At 50.4% G+C, this 13,861-nt stretch carries 8 protein-coding genes; 5 read left to right on the plus strand and 3 right to left on the minus strand.

Annotation, left to right across the window (positions count from 1 at the left end; genetic code table 11):
• Positions 1-179: 179 nt before the first annotated feature.
• Positions 180-1,055: an AraC family transcriptional regulator gene (locus ACYVBJ_RS04295; RefSeq protein WP_460981053.1), complete on the minus strand. Its 876-nt coding sequence runs from the start codon at positions 1,053-1,055 to the stop codon at positions 180-182.
• Between the two features lie 231 nt (positions 1,056-1,286).
• Here ACYVBJ_RS04295 and ACYVBJ_RS04300 point away from each other — a divergent pair, with 231 nt between their 5' ends.
• Together ACYVBJ_RS04300 and ACYVBJ_RS04305 are read left to right on the plus strand one after the other, a co-directional pair.
• The gene (locus ACYVBJ_RS04300; protein ID WP_460981054.1) at positions 1,287-2,885 is read left to right on the plus strand and encodes a sodium:solute symporter family protein; all 1,599 of its coding nucleotides are present in this window, start codon (positions 1,287-1,289) and stop codon (positions 2,883-2,885) included.
• A gap of 18 nt (positions 2,886-2,903) precedes the next feature.
• Positions 2,904-3,878 carry a dihydrodipicolinate synthase family protein gene (locus ACYVBJ_RS04305; protein ID WP_460981055.1) on the plus strand — a complete coding sequence of 325 codons (975 nt, stop codon included), beginning with the start codon at positions 2,904-2,906 and terminating at the stop codon, positions 3,876-3,878.
• Between the two features lie 172 nt (positions 3,879-4,050).
• On the opposite strand, the gene ACYVBJ_RS04310 is transcribed toward ACYVBJ_RS04305, so the two are convergent.
• Positions 4,051-4,794 (minus strand): 4'-phosphopantetheinyl transferase family protein, encoded by a 744-nt coding sequence (locus tag ACYVBJ_RS04310; RefSeq protein WP_460981056.1) that lies wholly within the window; start codon positions 4,792-4,794, stop codon positions 4,051-4,053.
• 215 nt (positions 4,795-5,009) lie between these two features.
• Between ACYVBJ_RS04310 and ACYVBJ_RS04315 the strand changes: the two genes are divergently transcribed.
• The 3 genes from ACYVBJ_RS04315 to ACYVBJ_RS04325 are packed head-to-tail and all read left to right on the plus strand — an operon-like array spanning position 5,010 to position 9,781.
• Positions 5,010-5,924: a gliding motility-associated C-terminal domain-containing protein gene (locus ACYVBJ_RS04315; RefSeq protein ID WP_460981057.1), complete on the plus strand. Its 915-nt coding sequence runs from the start codon at positions 5,010-5,012 to the stop codon at positions 5,922-5,924.
• A 13-nt stretch (positions 5,925-5,937) separates the two neighbouring features.
• Complete coding sequence (locus tag ACYVBJ_RS04320) at positions 5,938-8,292, plus strand: T9SS type A sorting domain-containing protein (RefSeq protein WP_460981058.1); 2,355 nt, start codon at positions 5,938-5,940, stop codon at positions 8,290-8,292.
• A gap of 49 nt (positions 8,293-8,341) precedes the next feature.
• Entirely contained in the window at positions 8,342-9,781 is a 1,440-nt protein-coding gene (locus ACYVBJ_RS04325) for an MOP flippase family protein (RefSeq protein WP_460981059.1), read from the plus strand.
• A 46-nt stretch (positions 9,782-9,827) separates the two neighbouring features.
• On the opposite strand, the gene ACYVBJ_RS04330 is transcribed toward ACYVBJ_RS04325, so the two are convergent.
• Positions 9,828-13,859 (minus strand): non-ribosomal peptide synthetase, encoded by a 4,032-nt coding sequence (locus tag ACYVBJ_RS04330; protein WP_460981060.1) that lies wholly within the window; start codon positions 13,857-13,859, stop codon positions 9,828-9,830.
• Between the last annotated feature and the right edge of the window lie 2 nt (positions 13,860-13,861).

Raw genomic sequence — 13,861 nt, forward strand, 5'->3', positions numbered from 1 at the left:
CCCTTAATGATAACACAATTATTTCTTTATAAAGTGTAACGCTTTATAAAGAAAGGTCTATTTACAGGCAAATTTAAGGCGTCTGAAGTCATATAGTATGTTCACGAATAGCATTTAAATGTATTCAATTATCATAAAATGTCTTTTCACTCAGCCTTGCTTCTCACTGGAAGTTCCCTTTAAATGTACTCTTGTAAATATTTTAGCCTGTAATCGCTGGGCGTAACGCCTTTGATCCGTTTAAATTGACGGTAAAAATTGGATAGATTATTGAAGCCGCTTTGAAAGCAGATCATTTCGGTATTCAACTGGTTGTCAATCAGCGCCCGACAGGCATGATTGATCCGAATTTCAATTAAAAAATCATGATACGTTTTATGCGTCATCATTTTGAAATAACGACAAAACGAAGTTGTACTCAAATTAGCCACTGAAGCAATCTCATCCAGGGTAACATCTTTACTATAATTCGCCATTGTATAGCTGCACACTCGATTTAAGCGCACAGTTTCAGATTCGTTGGACTGGTAAAACCGGTGAGCCGTGGCAATCGTCTCGTAGTCATCCGACTCGGCCAGGATGGTAAGAGCCGTTAAAAGAAGGCTTAATCGTTGAAGTGGGGTAGCTTTAACAGTCTGCTGCATCAATCCGGCTATTCTTCCATTTACTTCTCCTTTTATTAATAACCCCTGTTTTGCCTTTTCGTAAAGCCGACGAATAGCATGGGTTTCAACCATGTTGAGAAAATCATTACCCAAACAATCGGGTCGAAATTGAATGACAATAGCTTCAACCTGTAAATCTGACTGCTCGTTAAAATACTCTTTATTACATCGCCAGGTGTGGGGTATATTCTCACCTAACAGCAACAGCTCACCGGTTGAAAAATTGCTTACATTATCGCCAATAAATCGAACGCCCTCCCCCCGAATGACATAGTGTAGTTCCAACTCAGGATGGTAATGCCAGATCGTACCAAAATTTGGCTTGATGTCGTGTCGGACGCTAAAGGCACTTTGGGCGTCAATGGGAACCCGGTGAAATTGAGGCTTCATTTATGCTAATTTTCTACACTATTTGGCGAACTGAAGATATAAGGGGTGGCAACTCCTGATCTAATTTTACCAAGAAAATTAAATAAACTATTAGTTTTCTAACAAATTGAGGTTTCTAAGACGACTATGTATTAGTTTTCTTAACCTAACTGATTGCTAAGAATCAGTCTCACATGGCGTAGATTAACATGGCGTTGCTTTGCAATGGCTCTCTGACTTAGTAACAACCTGATGAAAACCTTACCTCTTCTGGACCTGGTCATTATTCTGTTTTATTTAGGGAGTATGATAGCCGTGGGTGTCTATTTTTCCCGTAAAACGGCCAATGCCGATCAATTCACGACCGCGGCAGGACGGATTCCGGGCTGGGCCATCGGCATGTCTATTTATGCCACTTTCCTGAGTAGCAATACGTTTTTGGGTGTACCCGGCAAAGCGTTCGGTTCAAACTGGAATTCATTCGTTTTTAGCCTGTCAATGCCCTTAGCAGCCTGGGTTGCTACTCGCTTTTTTGTGCCTTTTTACCGGCACTCGGGCGAAGTATCAGCCTACTCCCATTTAGAACATCGGTTTGGCCCCTGGGCCAGAACTTACGCCGTATGTTGTTTTCTGCTTACTCAACTGGCCCGGATGGGATCCATTTTTTTTGGTATAGCCCTAAGCCTGCAGGCTCTGACGGGTTACTCTATGGAAACGGTCATGCTCGTTGTAGGCAGTTGTATTATTCTCTACACGGTATTGGGCGGTATCGAAGCTGTCATCTGGACCGAGGTCGTTCAGGGGGTCATCAAAACAGGAGGAGCGGTTATTATACTTTGGCTGGTAATCAATGGTTTGCCCGGGGGTTTGGACCAGGTGCTGTCTGTTGGTCATGCCAACGACAAGTTTAGTCTTGGCAGTTTTGCTCCCGATTTATCCGGACCAACGTTCTGGGTCGTGTTATTGTATGGCTTCTTTATGAACCTCAATAACTTTGGTATGGATCAGAATTACGTTCAGCGCTATCACTCCACAGGGTCTATTCGGGAAGCAAACCAGTCGGTTTGGTTGTGTGTCTACCTCTACGTACCAATTTCGCTCCTGTTCTTTTTTCTGGGGTCAAGTCTGTACGTGTATTACCAGGCCAATCCCGAGCTGTTCGATGCAGTTCGGATGCAGGTAGCGGCCGAACGCTTGCCAAATGGAAACTTATCGGCCCTTCGACAGGTAGCCAATAGTCTGAGCCTGGCCGATGTAGGCGACAAAATTATGCCTCATTTTATGGTCAATAAAGTCCCCGTCGGCTTAGTTGGCCTGATTGTAGCAGCCATCATGTCGGCCGCGATGAGCACCATCAGTTCGGGGATGAATGCTTCGGCCACCGTTTTTTCAGCGGATATCTATCAGCGGTACGTTACCTCTGATTTAAGCTCAAAACAGTCATTGCGACTGCTCTACATCGCCACCACCGGTTTTGGCGTTTTGGGAATGCTGACGGGTATCGCTATGGTTGGAATAAAGAGCGTATTGGACATCTGGTGGCTCCTGTCGGGTATCTTTGCTGGGGGTATGCTGGGATTGTTTCTGCTCGGCCTCATTTCAAAAGCTGCGGGCAATACCCAGGCACTTACCGCAACGGTAATTGGGGTGCTGGTTATTATCTGGATGACCTTCTCAAACCGGCTACCTGATGACCTAAAAGCATTCAGAAGCCCTTTTCACTCGAACATGACCATGGTCGTCGGTACCTTGACGATTTTTTTAATTGGGCTTTTCCTGAGCAAGCTACGTCCACAAAGTCCGAAAACACCTAACGCTGTTGACAGTCTACAATCAGCCGTAACACGATAAAGTTTTCCTGCCACAACTATGTCTCATTCTCTACCCCTGCCTATTTCTTCAGACCACGCCTTGCCACGTGGGTTTATTCCCGTCATGCTTACTCCGTTTTGCGACAACGGGACCGTTGATTGGAAAGGGTTAGCTTACCTAACCGATTTTTATCTGGAAACTGGAGCGGCCGGCTTGTTTGCCAACTGTTTGTCCAGCGAAATGTATGAATTGACTGAGGCCGAACGGCTGGCTGTCACGCAGCAAGTGGTCAGGCAGGTGGCGGGCCGGGCTCCAGTCGTAGCTACTGGCACTTTTCAAGGAACAATTGACCAACAGGCGGACTTTGTAAAGCGCATTTATGATACGGGAGTTCAGGCCGTGATCATCACAACCAATCAGTTGGTCCGCCAGGACGAGAGCGACGCCGTTTTACTCGAACGTTTTCACCGGCTTCTGGATTTGACCGAAAAAATACCTGTTGGAATGTATGAGTGTCCAGTGCCCTACAAGCGGCTCATTAATAGTACGATCCTGACTGAACTCTTACCAACTAAGCGACTGATTTACCTCAAGGATACTAGTTTAGATGCGGCTGAGGTGGCCCGCCGACTGGAGGCAGGCAAGGGCTACACGTTTGGTTTGTACGACGCTTACTTAGTGAATGCAGTGTCGTCGCTGCAAGCCGGGGCTGCTGGTCTCTCCTGTATTCAGGGTAATATCTTTCCCGAACTCATCAGCTGGGTATGCGCTCACGTTCATCAACCGGCCCGCCGGGAAGAGGTTATGCGGTTGCAGCGGTTCTTTACGGAATGCATGGATCTGGTGCATACGGCTTATCCAACCATCGCTAAATACAGCCTGCAAAAGCGAGGTCTTCCGGTTTCGCTCTACACCCGCCGACAGGTTGAGTCGCTTACCCCGGTGCTGCGCAAGGCGATCGATGATTTGATGGATTCAGCAGCACAGCTTTGTGAGGAGCTTCATATAGAATTGGCTTCTGCTAGCCTGTAATTCCTCTTGTCATATACCATGAAACTTTCGCAGGTTGAGCAAATGTGATGGTTAGCTGGCGCCAGCCGATTAATTGCAGGAATCTATCCCATTGCTTTCTTCTCTTGATTTACATCAATCAGATACGGCCAGCTGCGCTAACGTCACCTAAATGGCCAGATCAATCGATTGGTCAGAAAACAGAAGCCGTAACCGTATAAAAATCAGGGTCATGCCACGTAGCGCAGTAAGCAATGGCACCCAGATACTGTTCAGCCACTGTAAATCCCGCCACCTGCCAGTTGCCTTCGGCCCCGAGCAACGTACCCGCAACCTGATGCACACCCTCCAGCGCCGGTATCTGAACAAAATCATCGTCCAACCCTTTAGCGGTTGCTTTTATCAGAGCCTCTTTCCGGGTCCATAGCTGGCAGAACTGGTGTTGGGGGGCTTCGCTGGCCTGAATATACATCTGCTCCTCAGTCGTAAAGCTTTGAGCCATTACGTCTTCAATAGGAAAATCGGCTTTTATGTCTTCTACATCAACGCCCACGCTGGCCGCTCCGAGGGCGATCAGAATCCAGCGCCCTGCGTGTGATACGTTGAAGTGCAAAGTAGGATGGTCCGGCAGATACGGCTTTTTGTTAGCGCCCTCGGCCAGACGGACAGCGCTGGGATGCAGCCCCGTGTGCGTACCCAGCAGGACCCGCAGTAAAGCTCTGGCGTAGACGAACCGGCAGTGGTCCTCAGCTCGGCGGTACCGGTGTGCCCGCTGCCATTCATCCGTCGATAATACGTCATAAACCGACGAGGAAGGCTGCACGAAATTGGGAACCTGAAACCGAAAAACGGCTGCCCCGGCCGGTGGAAAGCTGGCAGCCTGGTCGTGCCACACGAAGTCAGTAAGCGTACGACAACGGACAGACGCATACTCCATGCTGGTCGGGTAAGATGATGACAACGTTAAATTATTACTTTGTGACCAAAAATATTAAATTATTAATAGATTAATCCGATAGGCCCGTGACTAAACCGATATGTTATAGTCTTAACTAACAATAAGAGCCTCTATAATCGAGGGCTTTTTTTCAGGATGCTATGTTACGGCTGCGTCAAGCATTACGGTTAATTTCACTACTTATTATAGGGTGTTTGTGTACTATCGGCAGGCCTGTTTTTGCTCAAACTTGTCCCTCCTTATCGGCTGCGCTAACCATCAATCAGTCCTTCGGTCGCGGCAACACAAAACCGTCGCTAACGGGCCTGACCTCGTATCAGTATGTATCGGCGAACTGCCCGGAGGATGGAGAATACACCGTAGCGAGTGCTGTTGATGGAAGCTGCTTCGGATTCTTATGGCATAACCTACCCGAAGACCACACCCCGAACGACGTTGATGGAAACATGCTGATTATTAACGGTTCTCGGGAGTCCGGTGAGTTTTACCGACAGCCAATCATCGGCTTATGCCCCGGTACAACCTACGAATTTTCGGTATGGGGTGTCAATTTGCTAAAAAAAGGAGTCTGTACATACCCACTTATTCCAAAGCTATCCATCAGCATCGAAACCGTAAGTGGACAAGTACTGCAAACCATCGATATAGGCTCGATTCCCGAAACCGATGCGCCACAATGGCGACAGTTTGCAACCCTGTTTACGGCTCCGATTACGACCGAAGAAGTGGTGGTTAAGCTGATCAATAAACAGGGTGATGGCGGCTGCGGAAACGACCTGGCCCTTGATGATTTCCAGCTCAAACAGTGCGAGGTTTGTCCACCAACCCCGGTTTACGTACCGGATGCCTTCACGCCAAACAGCGATGGCATCAACGACGATCTGGTGGTTCGGTTAGGTGGGGCGGTTTCCTTCAACCTGAAGGTGTTTGATCGATGGGGCAATGTCGTATTCAACAGCGATGCACTCACCACCCACTGGAACGGAACTTACGCGGGTATGCCCTGCCCAACCGGAAAGTATTCCTGGGCTATTACCTATCAACTCTCCGACCCCTCGAACGTAGTGAAACAGTACGTCCAGACGGGCACCGTTATGCTTTTACGCTAATCCATTACTGGCTATGCTGATCTCTTCCTCTAGTTCCCGAATCCGAAAGTCGATCCTGACGCTAACCATAGCGTTTGGGACCCTCCTGCTGTTTGCCAATGCCGAAGAATGTAGTCCACTGCCAATCCGCTCACGGATGGCAACCCCGGCGTCGGCACTGGAGAGCGGGAAGATTCCTATTGTGCCCAGCCGTTGGTATCAGGTCAATAACGTTAGTAACGGCCTGGAAGGACTTTTCGACGGTATCACCGACGTACCGGTTCGCACCGGCTGGAGCAAACTTGTCGAGAACTACGACGCGTATTACCCGTTACTCGAAGGCGAAAAGATGACCATTGAGCGAATTCGGTTCTACGACAGCGAAGGCACTAACGAGGACGCTCCCATGACGGTATCCATTATTACCGACAAGTGGGAACGCATTCCAATCGCTAGTTTTGTCGGTACTACGTATAACAACTGGGTGGGACCCGATCCGGATAACCTTACGGAATTTGCCCTGAAAGCGCCCGTATCGAATGCGCGTTATCTGGTCATCAACACCTCCGGCGCGTACCCATCCGAAATGGAGCTATATGGTACCTATCAGGCCGGGAAAACGCCAACGCCTACCCCCGTTCGATCGACTCCATTCCGGCAGTCGATCGGGGCGAACGCTTTCGAGTGGAACGTAGAGGATGGCCTTTCGCCCTGGCAGGTCGACGAAGCCCGCATCAAAGCGCTGCAAGGGTTCTTTGCCATCCGCCATTACATGGACTGGGAAAAGCTCGAAGATCAGGAAGGGCACTACACTTATAACCCAACGTTGAATGGCAGCTGGCACTATGATGTCATGTATGAACGGCTCAAAGCCGAAGGCATCGAAGTTCTTGCCTGTCTGAAAACGATCCCGAAATGGCTTCAGGAGACGTATCCCCCTGACGAACGCGATGGTGAAAACGTACCGGCTCCTTACGGCAGCGACCTGTCGTCACCAGCTTCTTATATCGCTCAGGCCAAAGTGGGATTTCAATACATTGCCCGGTACGGCAGCAATAAAAATGTCGATCCTTCGCTGGTTAAAGTAAGTCCCATAACAACCTGGGCCGGTACCAATACCGTGAAGATCGGAATGGACCTGATTCACTACATCGAGTGTGAAAATGAGCGGGATAAAACCTGGAAGGGACGTAAAGCATACCAGACGGCCCGCGAGTACGCAGCCAACCTGTCGGCTTTCTACGATGGACATAAAAACACCCTTGGCCCCGGCGTCGGGGTTAAAAATGCCGATCCTTCCGTTCAGGTCGCTATTGGCGGACTCGCGGCTTCGACCACCGACTATCTGAGAGCGATGATTGACTGGTGCCGCGAATTCAGAGGCTACAAGCCCAACGGTCAAATTAATCTCTGTTGGGATATTATCAATCAGCACCTATACGCGACCGATACCAAGCTGTCGCAGGATGGCGATTCCGAGCGGGGAGCCGCCCCGGAGGTAGCCGAAGTCGGCAAACGCGCAACCGCTTTTGTCGATATTGCCCACCAGTACGCCAGCGACATGCCCGTCTGGATTACCGAAGCGGGCTATGACATTAACCAGGGAAGCCCCATCCGGGCCATTCCGATTGGCCGTAAATCAGCCCTGGAAACGCAGGCCGACTGGACGTTACGTACCGCCCTCTTGTACACGCGGGTAGGCATCGACCGGCTGTATTTCTATCAATTATACGACGACAACATTCAGAATCCGGTGCAGTTCAGTTCGATGGGTCTCATCAACGATAATAAAACCCGCAAACCGGCTGCCGACTACCTAATCCAGGCTAGAAAGCTGATCGGTGATTATCGGTACAAAGAAACAATCAACAACGACCCGGTAGTTGACCGGTATGAACTGGATGGCCGCTCGGCCTACGTACTGCTGATTCCGGATGAGCAGGGCCGGACAGGTACGTATAATTTATCGGTCCCGAAAGGCGATACGGTCGAATTGTATTCGCCCACCATTGGCTCGGACGTAATGACCCGAACCACAAAAGTGAGTCTAACCGGTACAATCCCACTGACGGTCACCGAAACGCCTTTGTTTGCACTCTTATCTTCAACGAATAACAGCGAAGCCAGGAACCTGCTGAACTCGCTTCGGGTCTACCCTACTCCAGCCGCCGAGTACGTCGAACTTACCCTGGAAAACGGCAGTACAGACACGGTGGACGTAACGGTTTTCAGCAACTCAGGCCAACGAATCAAACAGGTAAAGCTGGCGAAAGCCAATCGGCTCTTCTCCGAGCGCGTGGATATCAGCAGCCTTCCCTACGGGCTGTACGTACTCGAAGTTCGCCAGGGCGAGTCACGAGTTGCCAAGAAAATCATTCGAGCGCATTAAGACCAGGCGTCTGTCCCATCAACAACGAACGTAACACTAGCGGACCTGCATGAGTAACACAAGTAAAGCAATGAATGGAGGAAAGTGGATTACAGCGGCCAGCGTCGTATCTACTTTGTTTCAATTTGTCCAGGTCGCTATTCTGGCCCGACTGCTAAGTCCTACGGATTTCGGGATCGTCAGCATCAGCAACCTGATCATTGCTTTTTTTCAGATTTTCTCGAACCTGGGATTTTCCAACTCTATCATTTACAAGCAGGAGAGCGACCGAAACGTCTTGTCAACGCTTTATTTTCTGAATCTGCTGGTAGGCTTCTTCATGTATGCGGCCATTCATGTTAGCAGCCCATACATTATCTCGTTCTACCATGAACCTAAGTTAGCGGGTGTCCTTAATCTGTCTTCCTATTACTTTCTCATTGCTTATTTTGGTCAGTTGTATCTGTTTCTCCTTGAGAAAGAACTTAAGTTTAAATCGGTAGCCATTATTGACATCGTTGGTACGGTGATCGGCTCGGCAACAACGATCACCCTGGCGTATGGCAATTATCATGAACTGGCGTTGATAATTGGCTCGTTGACGATGCAGACGGTCAAGACCATTTTGCAAATCGTTTTTGGCTTTAAATTCTTTTTTCCGGCCGCGTACTTTAATCTACGCGAAGCAAAGGAACATCTGCGGTTCGGTATCTTCAACCTGGGCGATGGCCTGATTGGCTTCGTCCACTCGAACGCCGACAACATTTTTATCGGGGGTATGCTGGGAGTAAAACTGCTTGGCTATTACACAATCGCGTATCAGTTAGCGGTGTATCCAACCACCAAACTGAATCCGATCATTTTACAGGTAGCGTATCCGATATTGGCGAAGATGAAAAACAATACGGCGGGCCTACAAAAAGCGTATCTGAAGATTCTGGACTTTATCAGTTACTGCAATCTACCGCTGTTAGCCGGTCTGTTCATTACCGCTGATAGTGTCGTGCCACTGGTGTACGGACCGGGTTGGGAGCAAACCATCGAGCTGATCCGGATTTTTGTTTTCGTGGGTATTTTCAGTTGCCTAAGCCATCCGTTATTTACGCTGGCGTTTACCAAAGGTAAGCCCAATTTGCTGTTCTACCTGAACCTGGGAACGTTAGTGGTCAAGATTCCGCTGGTGTACTGGCTCGGTACGTACTGGCACGTTACGGGTATTGCCGTCGCTTTTCTCCTCACTACGCTGTTCAACCTGCTGGCTAATTTTGTGATTGTTCACTATTTGGTGGGCAACTTTATGCGCGATTTCCTCCGAAACATTGCCAAACCGGTTCTGTTCTGCCTGATTATGGTCGCCGTCGTCTTCGTGTACAAGACGTTTATCGGGTATACGGGCCTGCTCAATACGTTGTTTGAAGTAGCACTGGGCGGGATCACCTATGCCCTGCTGACGCTGATGTACAAGCTTTCCCTCAACGAACTGAAAGCCTACCGACAAGCTTTGTTATAAGCTGATCAGTAGGCTTTCGTTGGCTCCTCCCCTCTGTACTACTTGGTTAGGACTTATCCATTGCCTGTTGCAGCGCCTGCGCGAATATTTTATCGTTGGGCGGAAGCAGCATCATCTCATGATCGCCGGGCACTTCGTGTACGCGTACGCCTTTTAAGGCATATTTTCGCCAGCCCAGGTACTTGTTATCTTCTACGAAATAGATACGCACCTTCGCTTTGAACAGGTCTACTACACCATCGTAGGGTTTCATTACGTAGTTCTGATACGCAACTTCGTGCTTCTCAATAATGCGATCCAGCGCGGCCAGCCCTTCGTCCGGCTGCGTTTCGGTGTGTAAACCCGTCAAACCGAGGAAGCTCCGGACATGTCGCTCCAGAAACTGCCACTGGTATTTGGCAGTGGTGGCAGGGTCCTGAATAAATGATTTGGCAATCCAGATCGACTTCGGAAACTGGCGGATGATCTTACGGCCGATCCGGACTGGCAGCGAGTAACGGGTTGTTGACTCCTGCGCGTTAGTATCAAACATCGCCAGTAATTTTACCTCCTTACCCATATCCTTGAGCTGACGGGCCATCTCAAGGGCAACGTAGCCCCCAAACGAGTAGCCTGCAATGGCATACGGGCCCGTTGGATTCTGTTCCAGCACTTCGGCAACGTAACAGGCCGCAATGGCTTCCATGTTGTCGAGTGGCTCTTCTATGCCATCCAGCCCGCGGGCCTGCAACCCATATATCGGTTGCTCGGCATCCATATACGCCACCAAACTATTGAAGTTTAGCAAATTCAGGCCGATGCCATGTATAATATAGATGGGAGCTTTGCTGCCCTGCGGCTTGATAGGGACCAGCGATTTCCAGCGGGCTGGCGGTTTCTCGTCCTGCACCAGCTTTGCTAACTGCTCAATGGTGGGGTACGTCATCAGCGTCGATAATGGTAGCCGTTTTCCCGTTTCTTTTTCAAGTCGAGTCATGACCTGAACGGCAATCATCGAGTGCCCGCCCAACTCGAAAAAGTCGTCGTGAATGCTCACCTTACTGATGCCTAACGCATCCGCCCAGATCGCAGCAATCAGCTTTTCCGCGTCCGTAATCGGTTCTGAAGCGTTAGGTTCTTCCGAGCGAAGCAGTGCCGCCGGTTTTGGCAGGGCATTGCGGTCGACTTTGCCGTTCGGCGTAACGGGTAACTGCGCCATGTTCACGAAGTCGGCGGGTACCATATAATCGGGCAGCACCTCCTGCAACTTGGGTCGCCATGTCAGCACCGCTTTGGCAAAAGCCTCATCGGTAACGGGCGTCTGGCCGACTACATACGCCGTCAGCCGCTGGTCGCCCGGGCGATCCTCCCGCGCAATAACGAGCACTTCTTTAACGCCCTCCTGTTTTAATAACACCTGTTCGACTTCACCGGGCTCAACCCGATAACCTCTGATCTTGATCTGGTGGTCAACCCGGCCCAGGCAATAGATTTCGCCATCGGCCATGAATTTACCCAGATCACCGGTGCGGTACATCATCCCCGAACCCGAGCGATCGAACGGGTTGCGAAGGAACTTCTCCCGATTCAGTTCCGGACGGTTCAGATAGCCTCTGGCAACGCCATCGCCACCAATATATATCTCACCAACGATACCCTCCGGCACTACGTTTAGCTGCTCGTCGAGTATGTAAATCTGGGTATTGTTGATCGGGCGACCAATCGTAATAATCTCATCGGTAGGCAGAATCTGCTTTCCGGTCGAGTAAATGGTCGTTTCGGTAGGCCCGTACATGTTCCACAGCGTACCGCAGCGTGCCGTAAGCTTCTGAGCCAGATCGAGCGACATCGGTTCACCACAGCACAGCACCTTCACGGGCAACTGTTCTTCCCAACCGGCCGTTAGCATCATCTTCCACGTAACCGGTGTGGCCTGCATAATGGTGACCTCTCCTTCACGCAGAACATCCAGCAGGGCGCGTCCATCTTTAGCCATTTCCGCGTCGGCCAGCACCAGATTGGCACCAACCAGCAACGGGAGGAACAGCTCTAATCCGGCGATATCGAACGAAATGGTCGTTACGCCCAGTAAGATGTCATCTTTAGTGATACCGGGCCAGGCGATCATGCTATACAGCAAATTGACCAGATTCCGGTGTTCAATCAGTACGCCCTTGGGCTTACCCGTCGATCCCGATGTATACAGAATATACGCCAGGTCGTGGCCGGAAGCTGTGACTGCCGGGGCCTCAGTCGACAACTCACCCGCATCCGCCAATACGGCCTCAATCAGCACTTCTTTAGCCCGATGGGTAAGCCGACCCGCATACCGGCGGGACGTAATAAGCATACCGGCCGCCGAGTCAGCCAGCATAAACGCAATGCGGTCCTGCGGATAGGCCGGATCGATGGGAACGTACGCAGCGCCCGCTTTCAGGATGGCCAGCAACGTAACAATCAACTCGGGAGACCGATCCAAACTGACACCGACCACATCGCCCACACCGATTCCCTGCTGTTGAATACGGTGCGCTACCTGATTGGCTTTCTGATCGAGTTCCTGATAGGTAAGCGACTTTCCGTTCACGAGCAACGCCGTTTTTTCGGGATAGGTGGCTGCCGTTTGAGTTAGTAATGCAGATAAGGATGTGTCGTGCGGGTATGGGGCTACCGTATTGTTCCAGCGAGCCAGTTTTCGGCTTAATTCGTGCCGATCGCCCAGCGGAATCTGCTCTATTTGTATAGCCGGATTAGCGACGACGACTTCGAGTAAGGCAACAAATTCGGTCATCATCCGGTCTACCGCCTGGGCGGTAAACAACTGGGTGTTGTAGGAGCACTCCAGCACCATCGACTGTTCTGAACCGGACGCATTCAGGGATAATTCAAAATTCTCGAACGACCGGGGATTGCTGATTAATTGATACGTAAGGTCATAGAACGAAACCCCGTTATCCAGCCCAATGTCGACGTTGAAAATAACCGGCACAAGCGGCATCCGCGACGGATCGCGCCCGATGGCAATCTTCTTCAGTAAGTGCCCAAACGTTAAGCGTTGATGCTCCAGCGCATCCAGAAACTGATTTTTCCGGACTTTCAGCAAATCGACAAACGCCTGTTCGCTGCGGATATGACTACGTAGCGGAAGCAGATTAACGCAGTGCCCAACCAAACCCGGATTGTTCGTAGCCGATTGGCCAGCACTCGGCAAACCCAGCACAACATCGTTCTGACCGGTCAGCTTGTGGAGCAACACTTCAAAGGCCGTCATCAACGTCGTGACAAAGCTACAGCCTGCTTTAATACCCATTTTCCGAACCGCCAGCACCAGCGCATCGTCGATTGGAAAATCGAGTCGGCTGCTCGCGTACGTCCGGACGGATGGCCGCGGAAAATCGGTCGGTAAATCCAGAACGGGTACAGTTCCCGTATATTGATCAACCCAGAACTGCTCGATTTGCCGGTACTCTTTGCTTTCCGTAAACGCCAGCTCATCGAGTGCATACTGGCTATACAGGGGCGCGGGTGGCAAATGGGGCGTGGTCCCCTGCGCGTAAGCCGAATATAAGGCACTTAAATCCTGTAACAGCACCCCCAACGACCAGCCATCGCAGACGATGTGATGGGCTGTCAACGTGAAATGGTAGCTGCTATCCGATAATTTGACAAGGCCTGCTTTGAGTAATGGGCCCTTGATTAAATCGAATTTGTGTAGCGCATCCTGGTTTACGTAATGCTGAACAATCTGCTCCTGTTCTGTTCCGCTTTTTGCGGAGCAGTCCTGATAGGCTAGCCGAACCGGTACGTTCTCAAATACGCAGATTTGACGACCATCGGCACTGAACGCGGAACGGAGGGCTTCGTGGCGGTTTACGAGTTCCGCCAGCGCCCGTTCCAGCGCGGATGTATTAAGACTTCCGGCAAAGCGGAGCGACACAGATTCGTTGTAAGCCCGATTGGCATCATCTCCCCCAAACTGGCAGGCAGTCCATATTTCGAGTTGAGGCTCGGTAGAGGGTGCCAAATGCACAATCTCCGGTCCCAAAAACGGGTCGAAATCAACGGCAATCAGATTTACTTTGGTAGAGCTTGCCACCATTC

The organism is Spirosoma fluminis (assembly GCF_054778895.1).